The organism is Pseudomonas paeninsulae, from assembly GCF_035621475.1.
Lineage (GTDB): Bacteria > Pseudomonadota > Gammaproteobacteria > Pseudomonadales > Pseudomonadaceae > Aquipseudomonas > Aquipseudomonas paeninsulae.
Window position 1 is genome coordinate 5,290,147 of sequence record NZ_CP141799.1, and the last position, 21,843, is coordinate 5,311,989.

General features: G+C 63.9%; 16 protein-coding genes, 3 pseudogenes and 1 riboswitch. Of the genes and pseudogenes, 13 read left to right on the top strand and 6 right to left on the bottom strand.

Annotated features, from left to right (window positions below; genetic code table 11):
• Positions 1-404 precede the first annotated feature (404 nt).
• The 6 genes and pseudogenes from VCJ09_RS24430 (at position 405) to VCJ09_RS24450 (ending at position 8,870) form a co-directional block, all read left to right on the top strand.
• Positions 405-1,421 (top strand): YCF48-related protein, encoded by a 1,017-nt coding sequence (locus tag VCJ09_RS24430; protein ID WP_324732562.1) that lies wholly within the window; start codon positions 405-407, stop codon positions 1,419-1,421.
• Positions 1,422-1,431: 10 nt separating this feature from the next.
• Positions 1,432-3,906 (top strand): efflux RND transporter permease subunit, encoded by a 2,475-nt coding sequence (locus VCJ09_RS24435; protein ID WP_324732563.1) that lies wholly within the window; start codon positions 1,432-1,434, stop codon positions 3,904-3,906.
• A gap of 39 nt (positions 3,907-3,945) precedes the next feature.
• Positions 3,946-5,838, top strand: coding sequence for a DUF1302 family protein (locus tag VCJ09_RS24440; protein WP_324732564.1), 1,893 nt, complete (start codon positions 3,946-3,948; stop codon positions 5,836-5,838).
• Positions 5,839-5,856: 18 nt separating this feature from the next.
• The gene (locus VCJ09_RS24445; RefSeq protein ID WP_324732565.1) at positions 5,857-7,170 is read left to right on the top strand and encodes a DUF1329 domain-containing protein; all 1,314 of its coding nucleotides are present in this window, start codon (positions 5,857-5,859) and stop codon (positions 7,168-7,170) included.
• A 146-nt stretch (positions 7,171-7,316) separates the two neighbouring features.
• Positions 7,317-7,634, top strand: a pseudogene (locus VCJ09_RS24985) (PAS domain-containing protein); the annotation flags it as partial.
• Positions 7,635-7,724: 90 nt separating this feature from the next.
• Positions 7,725-8,870, top strand: coding sequence for a methyl-accepting chemotaxis protein (locus VCJ09_RS24450; protein WP_456107309.1), 1,146 nt, complete (start codon positions 7,725-7,727; stop codon positions 8,868-8,870).
• Positions 8,871-8,884: 14 nt separating this feature from the next.
• Here the strand turns inward: VCJ09_RS24450 and VCJ09_RS24455 are convergent, their stop codons facing one another.
• From VCJ09_RS24455 to cbiE, 3 genes are all read right to left on the bottom strand, one after another.
• Entirely contained in the window at positions 8,885-9,601 is a 717-nt protein-coding gene (locus VCJ09_RS24455) for a (2Fe-2S) ferredoxin domain-containing protein (protein ID WP_324732567.1), read from the bottom strand.
• 208 nt (positions 9,602-9,809) lie between these two features.
• On the bottom strand, positions 9,810-10,529 hold the full coding sequence (locus VCJ09_RS24460) for a cobalt-precorrin-6A reductase (protein ID WP_324732568.1): 720 nt from the start codon (positions 10,527-10,529) through the stop codon (positions 9,810-9,812).
• Positions 10,526-11,728 carry a precorrin-6y C5,15-methyltransferase (decarboxylating) subunit CbiE gene (gene cbiE / locus VCJ09_RS24465; RefSeq protein ID WP_324732569.1) on the bottom strand — a complete coding sequence of 401 codons (1,203 nt, stop codon included), beginning with the start codon at positions 11,726-11,728 and terminating at the stop codon, positions 10,526-10,528. Before cbiE ends, VCJ09_RS24460 begins: the two co-directional genes overlap by 4 nt.
• Before the next feature lie 191 nt (positions 11,729-11,919).
• Positions 11,920-12,119: riboswitch (cobalamin riboswitch) on the top strand.
• A 243-nt stretch (positions 12,120-12,362) separates the two neighbouring features.
• Here cbiE and cobG point away from each other — a divergent pair.
• The 6 genes and pseudogenes from cobG to VCJ09_RS24495 form a co-directional block, all read left to right on the top strand.
• Positions 12,363-13,718: a precorrin-3B synthase gene (gene cobG / locus VCJ09_RS24470; protein ID WP_324732570.1), complete on the top strand. Its 1,356-nt coding sequence runs from the start codon at positions 12,363-12,365 to the stop codon at positions 13,716-13,718.
• A complete protein-coding gene (locus VCJ09_RS24475; RefSeq protein WP_324732571.1) occupies positions 13,711-14,337 on the top strand; it encodes a precorrin-8X methylmutase in 627 nt (208 codons plus the stop codon). Before cobG ends, VCJ09_RS24475 begins: the two co-directional genes overlap by 8 nt.
• A 23-nt stretch (positions 14,338-14,360) precedes the next feature.
• Positions 14,361-15,113 carry a precorrin-2 C(20)-methyltransferase gene (locus VCJ09_RS24480; protein ID WP_324734730.1) on the top strand — a complete coding sequence of 251 codons (753 nt, stop codon included), beginning with the start codon at positions 14,361-14,363 and terminating at the stop codon, positions 15,111-15,113.
• Positions 15,114-15,383: 270 nt separating this feature from the next.
• A complete protein-coding gene (gene cobJ / locus VCJ09_RS24485; RefSeq protein ID WP_324732572.1) occupies positions 15,384-17,054 on the top strand; it encodes a precorrin-3B C(17)-methyltransferase in 1,671 nt (556 codons plus the stop codon).
• A 202-nt stretch (positions 17,055-17,256) separates the two neighbouring features.
• Entirely contained in the window at positions 17,257-17,700 is a 444-nt protein-coding gene (locus VCJ09_RS24490) for a DUF2846 domain-containing protein (RefSeq protein ID WP_324732573.1), read from the top strand.
• A gap of 51 nt (positions 17,701-17,751) precedes the next feature.
• A pseudogene (locus VCJ09_RS24495) lies at positions 17,752-18,018 on the top strand (precorrin-3B C(17)-methyltransferase); the annotation flags it as partial.
• 202 nt (positions 18,019-18,220) lie between these two features.
• Here VCJ09_RS24495 and VCJ09_RS24500 read toward each other — a convergent pair.
• Positions 18,221-18,637 (bottom strand): annotated as a pseudogene (locus VCJ09_RS24500) (transposase); the annotation flags it as partial.
• A 309-nt stretch (positions 18,638-18,946) separates the two neighbouring features.
• Positions 18,947-19,447, bottom strand: coding sequence for a lactoylglutathione lyase family protein (locus tag VCJ09_RS24505; protein WP_238042533.1), 501 nt, complete (start codon positions 19,445-19,447; stop codon positions 18,947-18,949).
• A 96-nt stretch (positions 19,448-19,543) separates the two neighbouring features.
• On the opposite strand from VCJ09_RS24505, the gene VCJ09_RS24510 reads away from it, so the two are divergent.
• Positions 19,544-20,425, top strand: coding sequence for a LysR family transcriptional regulator (locus VCJ09_RS24510; protein ID WP_324732574.1), 882 nt, complete (start codon positions 19,544-19,546; stop codon positions 20,423-20,425).
• A gap of 386 nt (positions 20,426-20,811) precedes the next feature.
• On the opposite strand, the gene yghU is transcribed toward VCJ09_RS24510, so the two are convergent.
• Positions 20,812-21,687 carry a glutathione-dependent disulfide-bond oxidoreductase gene (yghU, locus tag VCJ09_RS24515; RefSeq protein ID WP_324732575.1) on the bottom strand — a complete coding sequence of 292 codons (876 nt, stop codon included), beginning with the start codon at positions 21,685-21,687 and terminating at the stop codon, positions 20,812-20,814.
• Between the last annotated feature and the right edge of the window lie 156 nt (positions 21,688-21,843).

Sequence of the window (21,843 nt, forward strand, 5' to 3'; positions counted from 1 at the left end):
AAGGGCTTCAGCTGCGTTGCCAGGCTTGATGCATCAACCGCGCCAGCGGCTGCATGTCGCCGAGCTAGACAGGCTGCGGCTGGCAGGCCCTGCCCGATGCCGAGGCGCCACCGTGCAAATACTCAAAAAACGCCCAACGAACGGGCACCTTCTGGCTCGGCCAATGGCAGACAGGCAGGTGCCTCGAGACGGTTTCACCAAATGGAGAAAGACCCGGACGATTTGATTATTTGCTCAACGGCAGCTCTCCCTCCACGGCGCGAATGGCTTGCTTAAAAGTTCTTTGTAATCGTATAAATAGATATATTTCAATAACTTACAAAATATTAAAGGAGACTGGCACAGGCGTTGCTCTAGGGTTACCAACCGCTGCAAGACAACAACAATCCAAGTGGTGATCCGTAATGAGCTTCACTCTAAAGCCGCGTAACGGCCTGCCCTGCGCTATTGCCACCTCACGCCTACCTCGCTCCACGCTCGCCCTGATTCTGCTGCCCATGCTGCTGGCCGGTTGCGAGGCCGAACTGAACCTAGTGGCAGTCACCGAGCAAACCAGTCACGCCAGCCTGCGCACCGATCAGTACCAGGCGTTGGCCAGCAACTCAGCCGTCAGCGTGCTGGTCGGCAACGATGGCGTGGTCTTGGTCAGCCAGGACCTGGGCCTGAACTGGCAGCGCCAGCAGTTACCGGGGCAACCCGGGCTGATCGATGTGGATGCCTGCCCGGACGGCAGCTTCATCGCCCTGAGCTTCGACAACCAGCTATGGCACAGCGCCGATCAGGGGCTGAATTGGAATGCCCATGCGCTACCGACCGAGGAGCAGATGCTCACCGCAACCTGCGCACCCGGCGGTGCCTGGTGGACGGCAGGTGGTCTGACCACTCTGCTCGGTAGCCAGGATCAGGGCGCCAGCTGGGACACAACCAGCCTGGACGAAGACGCCATGCTCACCACTCTGCAGTTTCTCGATGCCGAGCAGGCGGTAGTCACTGGTGAGTTCGGCCTGGTCTTCAACAGCACGGACGCCGGCCAGAGCTGGCAGGCCAGCGGCAATCTGCCGGACGAGTTCTACCCGCACGCCAGTCGCTTCGTCAGCCTCGATGAGGGATGGGTGGGCGGCCTCAACGGCTTCATCTACCACACCGTCGACGGCGGGCAAAGCTGGCAGCGCCAGGACACCCCCTCCGCCGCGCCGATCTTCAACTTCAGCGCCAACCGCGACGGCCTGTTCGCCATCGGCGACCACAGCAGCGTGCTGCGCCTGAGCGGTGAGCGCTGGCAGGCATTGCCGACGCCGAACGCGCCGGCTTACCTGCGCGCCGCCAGCAGCAGCGACGACCATCGCCTGACCGTGGCTGGCGGCCGCGGCCTGTTGCTCAATCTCGATACCCGTCCGGCCCTGGCCGCCCAGGCTCAGTGAGGCTTTGACCATGTCCATGCATCGGTTCACCCATTTTTTCTACCTGGCCAAACTCTGGCTGTTTCGTCACCCGCGCCGGGTGCTGGCGCTGATCGGCGCGCTGACCCTGTTCTTAGCCCTGCAGATCCCGGCGCTCAAGGTCTATACCGATTTCGCCGACCTGCTGCCGCAGCAACACCCCTATATCCAGTTGCACAACAGCATCAAGGACACCTTCGGCGGCGCCAACGTACTGGTGATCGGCGTCGAGTTCACCGACGGTGACCTGTTCAGCAACGCCAACCTGGCCACCCTCGACCGCGTCACCCAGGCGGTGGATAACCTGCCGGGAGTCAACCACAACCTGGTCAGCAGCCTGACCCACCGCAACTCGCGCAAGATCTGGCTGACCGAAGTCGGCAGCATCAACTCCGAGCCCTACTACCAGCCCGAATTCGGCCAGCTCGACGCGCCACAACTGGCCGCGATGAGGGCCGACGTGGTGGCCAACCCGCGGGTCTACGGGCCGCTGGTATCGCCGGACCTCAAGGTGGCGCTGGTCAAGGCACAGCTGATCGAGGGCCAGCTCGACTACGAACAGACCTTCGCCCAGCTGCAGGCCCTGCGCCAGGCGGAAGTACGCGACGGCGTCAGGCTGTACGCCACCGGCCAGCCGGTGCTGGTCGGCTGGGCCTACACCTACATGGAGCAGATCCTGCAGATCTTCGTGTTCACCGTATTGGCCATGCTGGCCCTGCTGGTGTTCCATTTCCGCAAGGCCTACGGCGTGCTGATCCCGCTCGGCGGGGTGCTGATTTCGACCATCTGGGGCCTGGGCATCATCAGCCTGCTGGGCTACAACCTCGATCCGCTGGGCCTGGTGATTCCCTTCCTGATCGCCGCACGGGCCATGAGCCACGGCGTGCAGTTGGTGGAGCGCTACTACGCCGAAGTGCGCGAGCGCGGCAACGGTCAACTGGCCGCGCGCGCCACTTTCGATAGCCTGTTCCGCCCCGGCACCCTGGGCATCGCCTCGGACGCCATCGGCCTGGCGCTGATCGCCATCGGCTCGATCGCGCTGAACACCAAGCTGGGCATCTACGCCTCGCTGTGGGCGACCACGGTGATCTTCTCGGTGCTGATCGGCGTGCCGCTGCTGCTGTCGATCCTGCCGCAGCCGAAGAATCCCGAGATCAAGGAAACCTTCCTGCGCCACATCGGCGCCACCTGCGCCGCCACCGTGTCGCGCCCCGGTGCCGCGCGCAAGCTGCTGGGGCTGGCCGCGCTGGCGATTCTCGCCGGGCTGTGGGCCTCATCGCAGGTGCGTATCGGCGACTCCGAACCCGGCTCGCCAATCCTCTATCCCGAGCACGACTACAACCTGTCGTCCAAGCAGATCAACGACCGCTTCCCCGGTTCCGAGGAGCTGTACATCATTGCCGAGCACGCCGAGAACGGCGGGATCAAGCGGCCCGAAGTGCTGCACGCCCTGCAATCGCTGCAGGCGCACATGCTCAGCGACCCAGCGGTGGGTGGCAGCAAGGGTTTGCCGGACCTGGTCAAGCAGGTCAATCGGCTGATGCACAACGACGACCCGCGCTGGTTCCAGATCCCCCATGACGCCGATTACGTCGGCGGGCTGATGTTCACCTACATGGCCTCCAGCCCGATCCCCGGCGCCCTGGACGAGTTCAACGACACCGACGACCGCATCGCCAACCTGGTGTTCTATTACAAGGATCGCCAAGGCGAGACCATCCGCCGCGCCATGTTCATGGCCAAACAGTGGATCGCCGAGCACGGCGAGGATGTACCGGGCCTGACCATCCGCCTGGCCGGCGGCACCCTCGGGGTCGCCGCGGCGATGAACGAATCGGCGTTCGAGACCAACCTGCTGGTGCTGCCACTGGTATTCCTGCTGATCTTCATCTTCGTCATGCTGTTCTACACCAGCTGGCATGCCGGCCTGATGATGCTGATGGCGATGCTCTTCGCCACCGTGTTGACCTACGCCTACATGGGCCTGGCCGGGATGAGTATCGACATCAATACGGTGCCGGTGATCGCCGTGGGCATCGGTGTCGGCATCGACTACTCGATCTACATGATGGACCGCATCCGCGAGGAGATGGTCAAGAGCGGCAACCTGTCCGCGGCGGTGCACCGCGCCATCGCCACCACCGGCATGGCGATCAGCTTCACCGCGCTGACCCTGATGGCCGGCATCGTCATGTGGGTGCTGCTCTCCGACCTGCGCTTCCAGGCCGACGCCGCCAAGTTGCTGTGCGTGATGATCGTGATCAACGGTATCGCCGCCATGTTGCTGGCTCCGGCCTGGGTGCTGGTGTTCAAGCCGCGCTTCATCACCGATGCCTATGCCGATGCAGACGGTGTGATCCACGCCGACCAGGACACCGAGCCGAGCCCCCCAGTTGCCACCGATCCACTGCCGAATGCTACGCAGTCGAGCAGCGGACTGCTGCCCGAGGCGCGCCAACCGGCCTGAGCCGGCACGCACCAACAACCCACCGCAAGAGGTTCTGCCATGCAGACAAGAATAAGAAAAAGCCTGACACACTGGACCCTGGCCACGCTGGCGGGCGCAGGCTGCAGCCTGACGCCATTGGCCAGCGCCGTGGCCGACGAGGAGACGCAGGTCACCGGTTATGTCGAGAACGCCACCTTCGCCCGCGATAGCGTCGGTTTGTCGAAGTTTCGCAACACGCTGCAGCTCAACGCCGACCGCACGTTCGGCGACCTGGGCCAGCTGAACTTCAAGAACACCGCCTTCCACGCCACCTTCCGCGGCACCTACGATGGCGTCTACGACCTCAACAGCAGCGAATACGGCAGCGGCGCTGGGGGCGCCATCCAGCTGGAGGACACGGGCGCGATCAACCCCGCCGGTTCGGTGCCGCATGGCGGCGGCTTGAAGCTACCAAACACCTTCAACGTGGCCAACAATCCCAACGAGGGCATGATCGTCCTCGGCGAGAACCTGCATAAAACCCGTGGCGGCGTGGGCTTTGGCGTGCCGGTGCGCCCCTGTGACAAGGACAGCCGCGGCTGCATCGACGGCTACCTCGACTCCAGCAGCAACGACCTGCGCTTCCCCGAGTTCAACGATCGCCTGGATTTCATCCGCGAGCTGTATGTCGACTTCGACAATCAGCTGCCCAACGGCGACATCCTCAGCTGGCGTCTGGGCAAGCAGCAGGTGATCTGGGGCCGCACCGACCTGTTCCGCGTGCTCGACGTGATCAACCCGGTCGACTATTCGCGCAACAACATCTATGACGAACTGGAAGACATCCGCATCCCCATGTGGATCGCCAAAGCCGACTGGCGCATGGGCGCTGGCGAGCTGTTCGACGACCTCAATCTGTCGTTCGTGTGGAACGTCGACAAGTTTCGCCCGCACAACCTCGGACAATGCGGCGGCCCCAACTCGATCCTCGATGCGGCCTGCTTCTTCCGTGGCATGAACAACCTGTGGGAAAACGGCGGCACCGTTTCCAACTTCGCCTTCGGCGACACCGCCACCGACTTCGGCCCCGGCCAGATCGGTATTCGCAAGGCGCACATGCCGGCCTGGAGCCTGTCCAACACCCAGTTCGGGATCAAGCTGGAAGGCGTTTATGGCGACTTTGGCTTCAGCCTCAACGCCCTCACTTACCGCTCCCAGCTGCCTTCGCTTCGCGGTGGCATTGCGGCGCAGAACGGCTTCACCGGCGAGACCGGGGTATCGCCGAGCCTGATCGCGTTTGATATCCACTTCCCGCGGGTCAACTTGCTCGGCGGCTCGATGGACTACTACTCGCAGGCGATCGACACGGTATTTCGCGTCGAGGTCGCGCACACCGAAGGCGAGGAGTTCGCCAACACCCTGCAGTCGCGGCTGTTCTCCGAATCGGACGTGACTCGCTACGTGATCGGTGCGGACAAGAACATCTTCATTCCCGCACTCAACCCCGGTCGCGCCTTCCTGTTCTCCGCCCAATTGTTCGGCCAACACATCCACGAACACCAGGAAGAGAAACGTGTGCTGGGCAAGGTCGGCATGCCGGACTGGGAACAGAACTGGATCGGCACCCTGCTGGTCAAGGGCTGGTGGATGAACGACCGTCTCAGCCCGCAACTGCTCGCCGCGCATGACTTCAAGGCCCGGGCCACCGCCATCGCCCCGAGCATTGAGTACCTGTTCAGCGACAACCTGAAGATCACCGCTGGCGCCAACATCAAGGTCGGTCGCGGCGCCCGCGAGTACGACGATTGCCGTACCTGTAACCCCTGGGACCCCTTCACCAGCAGCGGCCAACCAGAAGGCATGAGCCTCGGCCTGACCGGCTATGAACCCCTTGGTCGTTTCCGCGCAGGCCCGATCGGCATGGCGCAAAAAGAAGACGAACTGCAACTGACCCTGCGCTACAGCTTCTGATCATCACGAGGAAGACCCATGAACAAGCAATTCCGCTTCCGTTTCGCCGCCCTTGCCCTGGCAATGAGCGCAGGTTTCGCCCAGGCCAACTCGGCCGTGATAGACCGCTCTTTCTACCCCTATAAGGCCGAAAAACCGGCCTTTGCCGGACTCAGCGCCGGCCTGACTATCAACAAAGCCAACGTCGCCCAGTTCAAGGACATCATCGATCCGGCCTTCTACGGCTTCATCGAGAAGGGCTGGCTGGACATGCAGGTCGGTGAAACCACCTCCTTCGACCTGCACCCTAACTATGTCGAGGCCACCCGTCAGGGTCAGAACAAGGTCAAGCTCGGCGCCAAAACCGGCGAGATCGACGGCTGGATCGCCGGTCGACCCTTCCCCCAGGAGCCCGATGCCAATGACCCGCGCGCCGGCGAGAAGCTGGCCTGGAACTACAAGTACGGCTACAACTGGGGCGACAGCGCGGCCATCTCGCCGTTCTACTGGAAGTACCGCGACATGGACTCAGCCAAGGTCGAGCGCACCATCAAGTTCGACTTTCACTTCCTCAACTTCACCGGCCGGGTCAACCAGGAACCCATGCCGTCGATCACGCCAAATCCCTCGGAGCTGTTTCGCGGCATCTACGTCAAGGTGCTCGAACCCTATGATGTGCGTAACACCCAGCTGCTGATCCACCGCTCCCAGGACGACCTCAAGCGCGACAACTCCTGGCTCTACCTCGGTTTCCAGCGCCGCGTACGGCGCCTGGCCACCGGCCAGGTGACCGATGCCTTCCTCGGCTCGGACCTGATGATCGAGGATTTCGAGGGCTACAACGGGCGCATCTCCGACATGAACTGGACCTACAAGGGCACCAAGTTTCTGTTGATGCCCTTCTACAACCACAACGACCTGACCTTGGACAGCGAAACCCATCAGGACAGCGACGGCTACCAGGTCGTGGCCTTCGCCGGCCAGGGCGGTTGTTTCCCCAATATCACCTGGCAACTGCGTAAGGTCTACGAGGTGGAATCGGCACCGGTGGAAGGCAGCCACCCGCTGTCCAAGCGGGTGCACTATGTGGACGCGCAGACCTTCACCGTGCCGCGCACGATTTCCTATGACCGCAAGGGCAGTCTGTGGAAGACCTTCACCATCGGCCAAGCCCACCCGGATCACCACCTGGCGAAAAACAAGGACAGCGGTGTGTCGATCGACGACAGCTTCAGCATGATCGACGTGCAAGCCATGCACTGCACCACCGGCCAGTTCAAGGGCCAGGTCGACCCGCAAATGAGCAAGCCGGAAATGTTCAGCGTGCAGCACATGCGCGCTACCGGTAACTGACAGGCCGTCCCCCGATACCGCCCGGCATGCTGCCGGGCGGTTCGCTCATCAGCCCCGAATTCAACTCAGGCGGCACACGCCCAGCACGGGCAACCGTGGCCCGTGCATCCGCCGCCTGCCCAAACCTTCAGTACGGATCGGATGCCATGTCACAGCGCGTGCCAGACAAGGGCCAGACCAACGAGCAACTCCTGTTGCTGACCGACAGCCAGGCCAACATCCTCTACGCCAGCCCGGCCCTGTGCCGTCTGGCTGGCCTCAGCGAAAGCGCCCTGATCGGCCGCCCCGCCTCCAGCCTGCGCCACCCGGACATGCCGCAGGGACCGATCAAGGATCTCTGGGCAACCCTCGGCCGCGGCCAGTCCTGGATGGGCATGCTGAAAAACCGCCGGGCCGATGGCCAGCCGTTCTGGGTCGACGCCTTCATCAGCCCGGTCCTGGAAAACGGCAAGGTACGCGAATACCAGGCCATCTATCGCCTGCCCCAGGCCGAGGCGATTCAGCGCGCCACCGCCATCTACCGTACACGCAGCCAGGGCAAGCACCCGGCGGCATTGCGCTGGCAATGGCTGACTCGCAACCGCGCCCAGACCCTGCTGGCGCTACTGGCCTTCAGCCCGCTCGGCCTGCTCGCGCTGAGCCAGAGCCCGCAACTGGGCGGCGCCGTATTGTTCGCGTGCGTCAGTCTCTGCTGGCTGCTGTTGAGCCTGCATGCCAAGCCTTTTGCCGCGCTGGTGGCGCACAGTCGGCGCATCGTTGAGCACCCGATCAAGCAGCTGATCTACACCGGCCGGATCGACGAAGTCGGCCAGTTGCAGTTGAGCAATCGCCTACAGGAGGCGCGTCTGGCGTCCATGGTGGCGCGCATCGGCGACAGCAGCAGCCGGGTCAGCGCCCATGCCGACCACACCAGGCAACTGCTCGGCACCAGCAATCAGGCGGCCGAGCAGCAGCAACAGGCCCTGGACGGCATCAGCGCCGCAGTCGAACAACTCAGCGCGACCATTCAGGAGGTGGCGGGCAACACGCGCAATGCCGCCGAACAGACTCACCAAGCGCAAGCCTTGAGCGACGACGGCCAGCGCCAGGTGGGCAACGCGCACCAGAGCATCGCCGCGCTGGCCGCCACCCTCGACCAGTCGGCCGCGGCGGTCACCGCCTTGAGCCAGCACAGCCAAGCCATCGGCGGCATTCTCGACGTGATCCGCAGCATCGCTGAACAGACCAACCTGCTGGCCTTGAATGCGGCCATCGAGGCGGCGCGGGCCGGCGACAATGGCCGCGGCTTCGCCGTGGTGGCCGACGAGGTACGCTCCCTGGCCAAGCGTACCCAGGCCTCCACCGACGAAATTCAGGGCATGATCGAAGCCCTGCGCCAGGGTACGGCGCAAGTGGTCAAGACCATGCAGCAAGGCCTGCAACAGTCACGGGCCAGCGTCGAACAGGTCGACGCCACCGCCCAGGCCCTGGCGCACATCACCCTGCGCATCGGTGAGATCGCCGGCATCAGCAGCCAGATCGCCGAGGCCGGCAACCAGCAGAGTCAGGCCGCCGAGGAGATCAACCAGAAGATCCACGCCCTGCAAGGGCTGGCCAGCCACAGCCGGCAACTGCAGCGCGACACCCTCGAGCTCGCCGACCAGGTCAGCAGCCAAGTCAGCCGACAGCGCGCATTGATCGAGCATATGCATGACCGCTGATGCCGAGGCGTCGGTCAGCCCCGCGGCATCAACAGCTCGGCCACTTGGCGGCCGCCGACGAAATGCTCGTCCACCAGGCGAATCACCTCCGCCTCGTTGCGCACCCGGTACCAGTCACCGGAGGGATAAACACTCAGGGTCGGCCCCTGGTCGCAGGGGAACTGGCACTGGGTACGGGTGATATGCACGCCTCCCGCGCACTCCAGCTTGCCGGCGGCCTTGAGCCGCGCGCGCAGGCTTTTCCACAGCGCCAGGGCGCCACGACGGGTGCAGCGTGGGCCGTTGCACAGCAGCAGGCGCTGCTGATGCGGCGGGATCTGCGACCAGGCGTGGTGCCCCGGTATGGCGGCGACTCCCACGCAGGGCAGGTGCAATTCGGGGCGTTCGATCAGGGCGCAGGCGACTTCCACCGGTAAGCCTTCGCTCTGGCCGATGGCGCTGGCGACAAACAGCTGCTCGGCCTCGGCCAGTTGGCCCAGTTCGCTGCGCAACCAGTCGAGGTGCGGGCTGCTGCTCTGCGGTTCCAGGTCGATCACCAGCAACGGCCGTTGACCTTCACTGACCCGCTGCCAGAGCTCGGCGTAACCGCTGCTAGTGTCGACGATATCGGCCAGCGCCGCCGCGCCGCGCAAGGCCGCCAGGCGCTGGCGGAACAGCTCGGCAAACGAGCCGTCGGCGAGGTCGGGGCCGACGAAGAGAATGCAGGCGTAGGGCGAAACGGGCGTGGTCATGGCGGCCTCCAGAGCGGGCCGGCAGTCTAACAGGCGATCCGTTTACGTAGGGTGGGTTAGCCGCATGCCGCGGTTGCCGAACAACACATCCATTCGCGACGCGGCGCAACCCACCAGCGGCGCAACGCGGTCCATCGCCTGCTGGGTTACGCGCCGCGCCACTGTCGTGTGTGGTCGGCGTCCCGCGTCGCTAACCCACCCTACAGGTCTACAGCGGCAAGGCCTCGCAGAGGTCGTCGAGGCTGACGAACTCGCGCTCCACCGCTGGCAAGCTCGGTCGGCGCAGCAGCAGCACCGGCAGGCCCAGCTCGCGGGCGACCTGCAATTTCGGCTCGGTGGCCTGGCTGCCGCTGTTCTTGCTGATCAGCACATCGCTGCGCAGACGGGCGAACAACGCACGCTCCTCATTCAGCTCAAACGGCCCACGCGCGCCGATGATTTCCGCACGCGGCACGGCCTCCTGACCTTGCAGGCAACGCACCGTCCAATGCTGGTGAGGGGGAATCTCGTGCAGGTGTTCCAGCGGCTCGCGCCCCAGGGTAAACAGCGGGCGCCGGAAGCCGTTCAGGGCTGCAACCAACCCGGCCCAGTCATCCACCTCGCGCCAGTCATCCCCTGTAACGGCCTGCCAACCCGGCCGGCGCAGCGCCCAGCAGGCCACCCCGCTCAGCGCAGCGGCGCGGGCGGCATTGGCGCTAATCTGCGCGGCGTAGGGATGAGTCAGATCGAGCAGCAGTTCGATGCCCTGCTCACGGATAAATCCCGCCAAGCCTTCGGCGCCGCCAAAACCACCCACGCGCACCTGGCAGGGCAGATCAGCGGGAACCCGGCCGAGGCCGGCCAGGCTGTAGATGCTCTCGGGGCCCAGGCGCCGAGCCAGCAACAACGCCTCAGTGGTGCCGCCGAGCAGGAGGATGCGCGCGCTCACGGCTTACGCACCTGCAGCAGGGTGATCGACAAGGCGCTGCGCCAGGTGTCGAAAGCGCCCAGCGGTTGCGCCTGGGCCACGGCGATGCGGGTCAACTCACCGCCGACCCGTTCGCGCCAGGCGACCAGCGCCGCTTCGCTTTGCAGGGTGACGGCGTTGGCCAGCAGCCGGCCGCCCGGCTTGAGGCTGGCCCAGCACTGCTCCAGCACACCGGGCACGGTCACCCCGCCGCCGATAAAGATTGCATCCGGCGCGGCCAGGCCGGCCAGTGCGGCGGGCGCGTGACCGGCGACCAGCTGCAGGCCCGGCACCCCGAGGGCGTCGCGGTTGTGCTGGATATGCCCCTGGCGGCCTGCGTCGGCCTCGATGGCGATGGCCCGGCAAGCGGGATGGGCGCGCATCCACTCGATACCGATGGAACCGCAGCCTGCGCCGACATCCCAGAGCAGCTCGCCCGGCTGCGGGGCCAAGCGCGCCAGGGTGATGGCGCGCACATCGCGCTTGGTCAGTTGGCCGTCGTGCTGATACAGCTCATCACGCAGGCCCGGTGTCAGCGGCAGCAGGCGCGCATCGGCGGCGGCGATACATTCGACCGCCAGCAGATTGAGATCGGCGGCGCGCGGCAGCTGCCAGTCGCTGGCCAGAGCATCGACGCGCCGCTCATTGGTGCCGCCCAGATGCTCCAGCACGGTCAGGCGGCTGGGGCCGAAGCCACGCTGGCGCAGCAGCTCGGCCACCGCCGCCGGGCTGTCGCCATCATTGCTCAGCAACAACAGGCGCGCGCCGGGGAAAATCCGCGCCTGCAACGCCGCCAACGGGCGCGCCACCAGCGACAGCACCGTCACCTCCTGCAACGGCCAACCGAGCCGGGCAGCGGCCAGGGATACCGAGGACGGCGCCGAGAACACCCGCAGCTCTTCGGCCGGCAGCTGCCGCGCCAGGCTGGCGCCGACGCCATAGAACAGCGGATCGCCGCTGGCCAGCACGCAAACAGGCGTACCACGCCGGGCCAGCAGCGGCTCCAGGCTGAAGGGGCTGGGCCACAACTCATGCGCGGCCGACAGATCCGCCGGCAGCAGGGCCAGCTGCCGCGCGCCAGCGACGATACAACGCGCATCGCCCAGCGCCTCGCGGGCCGCCTCGCCCAGGCCGGCATAGCCGTCTTCACCGATCCCCACCAGGGTTAACCAGGCCGTCATACCTACTCCTCTACGCCCGCCCGACGAGCAAGGGTGTCTGCGCGTCAAACAAAGCGGGCATAATACAGCCTTCGTCGGTGCCCAAGAGCCTGAACAGGGTCTGCTGCGCGTCGGCCATGCTGCGTTGGAAATGGCTTCGAACTGCTCATTTACTACTCGTAAACTCCGCATTCTCAGCCATTTCCGCCTTGCCTGGCTCTAGCTCGCACGCCCCTGGACAGGCTCTAAAATGGGCCTAAGAGGGAATCCGGAGCGATCTGCTGATCGTGACCGAGCTGCCCCCGCAACTGTAAACAGCGAGTCTGCCGCAACAGCGCCACTGGGTAACCGGGAAGGCCGCGCCAGATGATGACCTGTCAGCCAGGAGACCTGCCTACGACGCTAGTCGCGAGTGCCAACATCGGGCGGGGTGTACCGATGCCATTGAGTTCCCCTCCCACTTGGGCGGACTCTGCTGGTTCGGTCGCCGCGTCGTAGAAGCTGTTTACGATCTCGCGAGCTAGAGCCCTGCAAGGCAAAAACAGGCGAGGAAGCGGAGTGTACGAGCTGTACATGAGCATTCCGAGCCTGTTTTTAACGCAGCAGGGCCGACGCGCAGCAGATCGTAGGCAGGTTCGTTGTTGCTGGTGAACCTTTGCGCGACTTTTCCACCACCGTCGATCCGTCCGTACCACGCCCCGAAAAACCGGGATCGGCGTGCCCCGGCCTGTTGCGTATCGTCCATGCCCTGGACGGCGGCATCTGCCGGGTCAAGCTGGCCGGCGGCGTATTGAGTAGCGCCCAGGCCCGTGCCATTGCCGAGGCGGCCAGCCACTGCGCCAGCGGCGTATTGGAACTGACCAACCGCAGCAACCTGCAGATTCGCGGCGTGCGCCGCGAAGCCGAGAAGCCGCTGATCGAGCGCCTGCTGGCCGCCGGCCTCGGCCCACGGCATGTCGCCAGCGACGATGTGCGCAACCTGCTGCTCAGCCCCGCCGCCGGCCTCGACCCAGAGGCCCTGCTCGATACCCGGCCGCTGGCCGCACAACTGCTCGCGCTGCTGCAGGACAGCCCGGTGCTGCACGCGCTATCGGCCAAGTTCGCCCTCCAGTTGGACGGCGGCGAAGCCCTGACGATGCTCGAACACCCCCACGATATCTGGCTCAGCGCCCTGCCCGGACAGCCGGTCCGGCTGGCTTTCGGTCTGGCCGGTTGCCCCGGTGAGGCGCCACTAGGCGTGGTCAACGTCGAACAGGCGCCCGTGCTGATCGAACAACTACTAAAGCTGTTTCTCGAACTAGCCGGCACAGACCACAGCCGCATGCGCCAGCTGCTGAGCGTGATTCCAGCCAGCCAACTCCTGCAACAACTGCAAGCGCGCCTGCCCTTCACCCTGCAAGCCGCACCCGTAGCGTGGCAGCGTCCGCCGGTCAGCCCGCACGCGCCCATCGGCACGTATCCACAGCGGCAAGCGGGCCGGTGCATGGTCGCCACCGCCGCGCGACTGGGCCGGATCGACGCTGCGCAACTGCGCGCCCTGGCCGATTTGGCCGAACAGCAGGGCGACGCCAGCCTGCGCCTGACGCCCTGGCAGGGCCTGCTGCTGCCGAATATCCCCGCGACGGCGGCAGACGCCGTGCTGCAGGCGCTGGGCGATCTCGGCCTGCTGAGCGATGCGCATGAGCCCTTAACCAGCCTGATCGCCTGCACCGGCTCCGCCGCCTGCGGCAAAGGCCTGAGCGACAGCAAGGCCGATGCCCTGCGCCTGGCCGAGCGCCTGCGCGCCAGCAGCGCACGGCCGCAGGTGCATCTGAGCGCCTGCCCGCGCTCCTGCGCCGCCGCGCACACCGCACCTTTTACCTTGTTGGCCAGCAGCGCCAGCCACTACCAGCTCTATCAACGCACGCCTGAGGTGGCCGGTTTCGGTCAACTGCTAGCCGCTGCCATGACTATCGACGAGGCCGGCGACTGGTTCGCCGCCCACTGCGCAACAGGAAACCGCAATGCTTGAGTACATCCGCGATGGCCAGGAAATCTACCGCCAATCGTTCGCCACCATCCGCGCCGAGGCCGACCTCAGCGCTATCCCTGCCGATCTGGAAAAACTAGCGGTACGGCTGATTCACGCCTGCGGCATGGTCGATGTGGTGCAGGACCTGCGCTTTTCCGCCGGTGCCGGAGCGGCCGGCCGCGCCGCCCTGGCCAAGGGCGCGGCGATCCTCTGCGATGCGCGGATGGTCGCCGAAGGCATCACCCGCCCGCGCCTGGCCGCCAACAACCCGGTGATTTGCACCCTGCACAACGAGGGCGTGATTGATCTGGCCCACGAGCTGGGCAACACCCGCTCGGCGGCGGCCCTGGAGCACTGGCGCGCGCACCTGGAAGGCAGCGTGGTGGTGATCGGCAACGCCCCCACCGCGCTGTTTTATCTGCTGGAAATGCTCGACGCCGGCGCGCCCAAGCCGGCGCTGATCATCGGCATGCCGGTGGGCTTTATCGGCGCGGCGGAGTCCAAGGACGCCCTCGCAGCCGACAGCCGCGGCGTGCCCTACGTAATCGTGCGTGGTCGCCGCGGCGGCAGCGCGATGGCGGTGGCGGCGGTCAACGCCCTGGCCACGGAGGTGGAGTGATGAGTGCTATAGAGCAACCCGGCATGGCCCGCCCCGGCAAAGGACGCCTGATCGGTCTCGGTGTCGGCCCCGGCGACCCGGAGCTGATCACCCTCAAGGCCCTGCGCCTGCTGCAAGGCGCGGCGGTGGTCGGCTACTTCGTGGCCAAGGCCAAAGCCAACAAGGGCCAGGGCGGCAACGCCTTCGGCATCATCGAAGAGCACCTGACCGATGCGCAGCAGCGCCTGCCATTGGTGTACCCGGTGACCACCGAGAAGCTCGCCGCGCCGCTGAGCTATGAGGATGTGATCAGCGACTTCTACGACACCTGCGCGGTGCAGATCGCCGCCCAGCTGGACGCCGGCCACGACGTGGCGGTGATCTGCGAAGGCGACCCGTTCTTCTACGGCTCCTACATGTACCTGCACGACCGTCTGGCCGGCCAATACCAGGTGGAGGTGGTGCCCGGCGTGTGCTCCATGCTCGGCTGCGCCTCGGTGCTCGGCACCCCGCTGGTGTACCGCAACCAATCGCTGAGCGTGCTCTCCGGGGTACTCCCGGAAGAGGAACTCAAGCGCCGCCTGCAGGACGCCGAAGCCGCAGTGGTGATGAAGCTGGGGCGCAATTTCGAGAAAGTCCGACGGGTGCTGCAGGAGCTGGGCATCGCCGGCCGCGCCCATTACATCGAACGCGCCACCATGGGCAACCAGCGCATCGTGGCGCTGGACGAGGTCGAACCGATGTCGTCACCGTACTTCTCGATGATCGTGATTCCCGGCGAGAAGTGGCGCGGTTGAACACTGTGGGAGGGGCTTTAGCCGCGACATGTCTTATGTAGCTTGCGGCTAAAGCCCCTTTCATCAAACAAAAAATAACTCATTGTTTTATATATAAATTAAATATACACAAAGCCCTGTAGGAGCGGGCCATGCCCGCGAAACCCATCGCGGGCATGGCCCGCTCCTACAGGTACCCACAAGCCGACAGACACCATGGCCTCCAGTTTGCTGCGCGACAGCGCGGCGTCTGGACGACGGGGATCTCCTACGCCAACCACGGAACACCTTATGACCACCGCTCCCGCCATCATCATCCTCGGCCCCTCCGCCCTGGCCTGCGCGCGGCGCATCCAGGCACTTTATCCACAGGCCGAGATCCACGGCCTGCGCGGCCGGGTGGAGGGCGTCGAACGGGTCTATGAGGATTTCGGCGACAACCTGCGTGCGCTCTACCGCCGTAATGTGCCGATCATCGTCCTGTGCGCCGCCGGCATCGTGATTCGTAGCCTGGCCGGCGTGCTGGCCGAGAAAGGCAGCGAACCGCCAGTGCTGGCCGTGGCCGAAGACGGCAGCGCCGTGGTGCCGTTGCTCGGTGGTCTCGGCGGGGTCAACCGCCTGGCGCGGGAGATTGCCGCTCAGCTGCAAGTCAGCGCGGCCATCACCACCAGCGGCGAGCTGCGTTTCGGCACCTGCCTGCTCGACCCGCCGCCCGGCTATGTGCTGGCCGATTTGCAGCAGGGCAAAGGCTTTGTCAGCGACCTGCTCGGCGGTCAGGCGGTGCGCATCGAAGGCGACGCGCCCTGGCTGACCCAGGCCAAGCTGCCGGTGGCTGAGCACGCCGCACGGGTGATCCATATCAGCCCGCACAGCCGCGCGGCTAACGCCGATGAATTGTTGATCCACCCGCAGCAGGTCGCCGTGTGGATCGAACAGGCCAGCGCCGATTTACTCAGCGAACTGCAACAGGCGCTGCACGCCAGCGGTCTGGCCTCACAGAGCCTGGCCTGCCTGCTGGCCGCGCCGGCGCTGATGGCCAACGCCGGGCTGCACGCCGCCGCCGCGCAGCTGCACCTACCACTGCGTTTTATCGACGACGCCGAGCAACTGCCGCCGCTGCACAGCCAGCACGCCAGCCTGCGCCTGCTACTGGCCGCCGCACCCATCGACGCCGCGCAACTCGGCCGGCCCCGTGGCCGCCTGACGGTAATCGGCCTCGGCCCCGGTGCCGCCGAATTTATGGTGCCGGCCGCCCGCCAGGCGCTGGATGAGGCCCAGGACCTGCTCGGCTACGAAACCTATATCAATATGGCCGGCCCGCTGCGCCCAGAACAGGTGCGCCATTGCAGCGATAACCGCGAAGAAATGCAGCGCGCCCGGCATGCCTTCGCACTGGCCGCCAGCGGTCGCCGGGTGGTGCTGGTGTCGTCCGGCGACCCTGGCGTATTCGCCATGGCCGCCGCCGTGCTGGAAGCCCTGCACGCATCGACCGACGCCGAATGGCAGCGGGTCGACTTGCAGGTGTTCCCCGGCGTCTCCGCCGCCCTGGCCACCGCCGCCAAGGCCGGCGCGCCGCTGGGCCACGACTTCTGCATGCTGTCGCTGTCGGACAACCTCAAGCCCTGGGCGATTATCGAAAAGCGCCTGGAATATGCCGCCGCCGCCGACCTGGTGATGGCCTTCTACAATCCCATCTCCAAGGCCCGGCCCTGGCAACTCGGCCGCGCCCTGGACATCCTCCGTCAGCAGCGCAGCCCGCAGACCGTCGTGGTACTCGGCCGCGATATCGGCCGCCCCGGCGAAACCCTGCGCAGCCTGACCCTCGGCGAACTCACCCCCGAGCAAGTGGATATGCGCACCCTGGTAATTATTGGCTCCAGCCAAACCTGCCGCTTCCCCCGCACCGATGGCGGCGAGTGGGTGTATACGCCGAGGAGTTATCCACAGCCGCAGGAAACGTAGGATGGAACGGGACACGCTGGTTGAGCCTGCGATACCCATCGTGGGTTTTGACGATCAATAGTCATGGGCTGGCCTCGGCCCGCAGCCAGGCGTTATCAACCGCCATCGCAAAAGATGATATCAATCTGCCATAATCGCGCGACTAATGCCTGTAGGCCCCGTTCTAGAGGGCTATCAACACATACCCTGAAAGGATTTCCCCATGCAAAACCGCTTCAAGCTGTTCGTCACTGCGCTCGGCCTCGCCGTTCTTACAGGTTGCGCTTCCGTACCTATGGATACACCTTCAGCCGATGCCGCACTGAAGTCATTCTCCGCACCAGCTGCTGATCAAGCCGGGCTGTATATCTATCGCGACAGCTTCGCCGGCCAAGGGCTGAAAAAGACCCTCAAGGTCGATGGCGAAGTAATTGGCGAGACAGCCAATCGCACCTACTTCTATCGTCTCGTCAGCCCGGGTAATCACGTTATCGCTACCGAATCCGAGTTCAGCGACAACGCCATCAACCTGCTCGCAGTCGGCGGTCAGAACCACTACTTGCGTCAGTCCATCAAAATGGGGGTCTTCGTAGGTGGTGCCAAGCTGAGCGTCATGCCGGAAGCAACCGCCCAAGCGCACTTGCAGAAGTGCGAGCTGGCGAAATAGCCGGCATCTCTCATGGAGGGGCAGGTTGAAAATACATCTGTCCCCCTTTCAACTAAGGCCCGCCCCTGGTAACTCGGCCGCGCCCTGGACATCCTCCGTCAGCAGCGCAGCCCGCAGACCGTCGTGGTACTCGGCCGCGACATCGGCCGCCCCGGCGAAACCCTGGGCAACCTGACCCCCGGCGAACTCACCCCAGAGATGGTCGATATGCGCACCCGGGTAATCATCGGCTCCAGCCAAACCTGCCGCTTCCCCCGCGCCGATGGCGGCGAGTGGGTGTATACGCCGAGGAGTTATCCACAGCCGGAGGAAAAGTAGGATGGGGCGAGCCTGCGATACCCATCAGCGGTTTCGACGATCCACAGATGATGGGCTGGCCACTGCATGGGGTCGGTTCCGGTCACTCTCGACCAGCTGCTATCGACCTACAGCAGACGGTGGTCACCGGCAGATATCGGTCAAGAGTGGTCATTCGTATAGACGACTAGCCCCTGTCTTGTTCCCTCGAAGCGCGCTAGCAGAGTGCTTCCGAGAACAATCCCACTTGCTGGCACAGCACCACAAATTGGCGGCAGACAGCGCGAATTGCCTTGCCGTTGTCTTTGCGAAAATTGGCGATGGTCTTGAAGTCGGGCATCAAACGCCCAGTCAGCCACATGAGCTCGACATTACGCTGGGCCTCTCGTTCAAGGCGCCGACTGGATTGGATGCGGTTGAGATAACCGTAGATATAAATCTTCAGCAGGTCAGCAGGATGGTAAGCGGGTCTACCTGTTTCCGCCGGTACGACACCGTCAAAACCCAGCTTGCCTAGGTCGAGTTCACCGACGAAAACATCAACTACCCGCACCGGGTTAGTGTCCGTCACATAGTCATCCAGGCTCTCTGGGAGCAAGGTAACTTGAGTCCGATTTTCACCTTGAATGAATCGCCGCACTGGCATCTCCTGCTGAGATGAAGTCTGGTCAAATCATAGCAAGATTGTTGCCAGCGTTTTTACACACTCTGGGCCGGTTACGGTCATTGGCGAGTGATCTCTTTTGATATAGCGGCGAGCATGGAGCGGCCAGCAGCAGGCGCTCAGAATCTTCTGCAAAGCGGCCGTGACTTAGGCAGGAAACAAGCGGACCGATTTATTTACCTGCTCTCCACAGGACGATGACCGGCAGAGCCAGTCATCGTCCTACTCGAATCATTGTTATTGATCAGGTGGCGCAGAGCTCTCAAGGCTCTACAGCGGTCCCATTTACTGGTAAGCGCCGGCAGCGTAGGTAAGCTCGTAGCTGTGGCTATAAATCTCCAGGATGTTGCCGAAGGGGTCTTCCATATAGACCATGCGGAACGGCTTCTCGCCTGGGAAGTACTCGCGTACCGGCATGCGCTGCTTGCCACCGGCGGCGACGATCTTGGCCGCCAGGCCTTCGACGTCCGGGTCCTGGACGCAGAAGTGGAATATTCCGGTCTTCCAGTATTCGAAGTTGTTTTCCGGTTTTACCGCGTTGCGGAATTGAAAGACTTCCACGCCAATGCGGTCGCCGGTGGACATGTGGGCGATGCGAAACGAGCCCCAGCCTGCGCCGAATACGTCGGTGCACATGACGCCGATGGCTGAGTCGTCTTCGCTGATGGTGGTCGCCGGCATGATCAGGTACCAGCCCATGACCTCGGTGTAGAACTTCACGGCGGCGTCGAGATCGGTGACCGACAGGCCGATGTGGGAAAAGCTGCGTGGGTAGACGGAAGACATGACCAGTACCTCGTGTTGAGTTGATAGTGGTCAGTCTAGAAGCGCCAAGCCATAATCAAAATAACCACCAGGTTATGATTTCAATAAGAGATATTTATGCTAAATCCGCAGTGGCTGCGTACCTTCGCGACTCTCGCCGAGCAGGGCAATTTCACCCGTAGCGCCGAGCGCTTGGACTTGACCCAAGCGGCTGTCAGTCAGCATGTGCAGCGCCTGGAGGAGCGTTTAGGCCCGCTGTTGATACGCCGTCCGCGCCAGCTCGAACTCACACCTGCCGGGCGCGCTTTGCTCGAATACTGCGCGGAGGTCAATACGGCCGACCAACGCTTGCAGCGGCGTCTGTCAGAGCGTGACGCAGAGCACGGTGAGATAGGTTTGATCTGCCCCGGCAGCATAGGCTTGGCCCTCTATCCACTGCTGCTGGAGTTGCAGCATGCCCACCCAGGCCTGAGCATTCGACAGCGTTTCGCGCCGGATCGTGAAGTGCTCGATGCCGTGTTGGACAACCGCTTTGAACTTGGACTGGTGACGCTCAAACCGGACGATCCGCGTTTGAGTGTGAGTCGCTTCGCCGAGGAACCACTGGAACTAGTCGTGCCGGCCGGCGAGAGCGTTCAGGGCTGGGCTGATCTCGAGCGCCTTGGTTTCATTGATCATCCAGATGGCCAGGCCATGGCCGGTCGACTGCTTAGTCGCTATTACCCCGGCGCGCCCGGGGTCGGCAGCCTCCCGTGCCATGGCTTCACCAACCAAATCAGTCTGATCCTTGAACCTGTGGCTCGCGGCTTAGGCTTTACCGTATTGCCGCGCTATGCGCGCTTGGCTTTTTCACGGCCTGAATCCATCAAGGTCATTGAAGGGGAGCGACCGGTTGTAGATACCCTTTGGCTTTTGCACCGCGCTGAATGGCCGCTATCTGCCCGAGCTGATTTGCTTATCCAGCGAGTTAAACCGCATTTCTGCTCCGCTGACCGGTAGCCAAGAGAAAGGGGGGACGCGGGAGAGACGGTGGTTAAACACCCAGACGAAAAACCATAAGGTCGGCAGCCGCGCCATGAGCACCACAACCCACTCAGCACTCACTGCGGTTGCGTGACCTGCCATGCCGCCCTAATCACGCCAACGCTAAGTAGACCGATTCAAACCGAACTACACACGGCTTTAAGTCGATGCATGATGGCTCTCACAATGAGTGAATCTGTTGATCATGCTCAGCAACAGCCTGTGCCCGAGGCTCAAGGTGAATCCCTTGTCGAGGATATGCTCAGCATCATGGATGCCTACCGGGCTCACTGCCACAGAACTGTCCGAGCCCGGCTTCGACGCTGTCTTTTGAGCGTGGATGACGGGGCGGCGTAAGCCTCTCAAGCGGTGCGTTCAGGGGCCAGTTTGTCTTGAGTTTTCAGATCGAAGTCCGAGGCCTCATGCCGTTCGTGCAGCTGCTCTGACGGCTCGCCCCAGGTGCGGTTTACCATGCGGCCACGCTGCACGGCGGGTCGCTCAAGAATCTCTTCGGCCCAGCGCCGCAGGTTCTTATAGCTTTCGACCTGCAGAAACTCGCCCGCGCCATAGACCTTGCCCAGCACCAGGCTGCCGTACCAGGGCCAGGTGGCGATGTCGGCGATGGAGTATTCGTTTCCGCCCAGATAGCGGTGCTCGGCCAACTCGCGGTCAAGCACGTCCATCTGGCGCTTCACCTCCATGGTGAAGCGGTTGATCGGGTATTCGAATTTCTCCGGCGCGTAGGCATAGAAGTGGCCGAACCCGCCGCCCAGATAGGGGGCCGAGCCCTGCAGCCAGAACAGCCAGTTGATGACCTCAGTGCGCGCCGCGGCTTCCTTGGGCAGGTAGTGTCCGAATTTCTCCGCCAGATAGAGAAGAATCGCACCGCTTTCAAACACACGACTACCGGTATCAGTATCGAACAGTGCCGGAATTTTCGAGTTTGGATTGACTTCAACGAAGCCCGACGAGAACTGGCTTCCTTCGCCAATCTGGATCAAGTGGGCGTCATATTCCGCTCCAGCTGCGCCCAGCGCCAAGAGCTCCTCAAGCATGATGGTGACCTTCTGGCCATTGGGCGTGCCGAGCGAATAAAGCTGCAGAGGATGCCTCCCGTGCGGCAGGCTGACCTCATGTGTAGGCCCGGCAATGGGCCGGTTAATCTTGGCCCAATTGCCGCCATTTTCGCCGTTCAAGGTCCAGACTTTGGGTGGCACGTAATTGTTCGTATCAGACATGATCCAGACCTCTTACTTTAATGTTCAGGGCAGACCCGGGCTCGGGCGCTGCTGGATTTCGGACAAACACTGGGGGTGGGAGCGATCAGCTTTCCAGGCCATTTCTTGCCCTGTGTCCAGCTGGGGCGGCGAAGAGCGGACGTGGTCCTCAAGCCT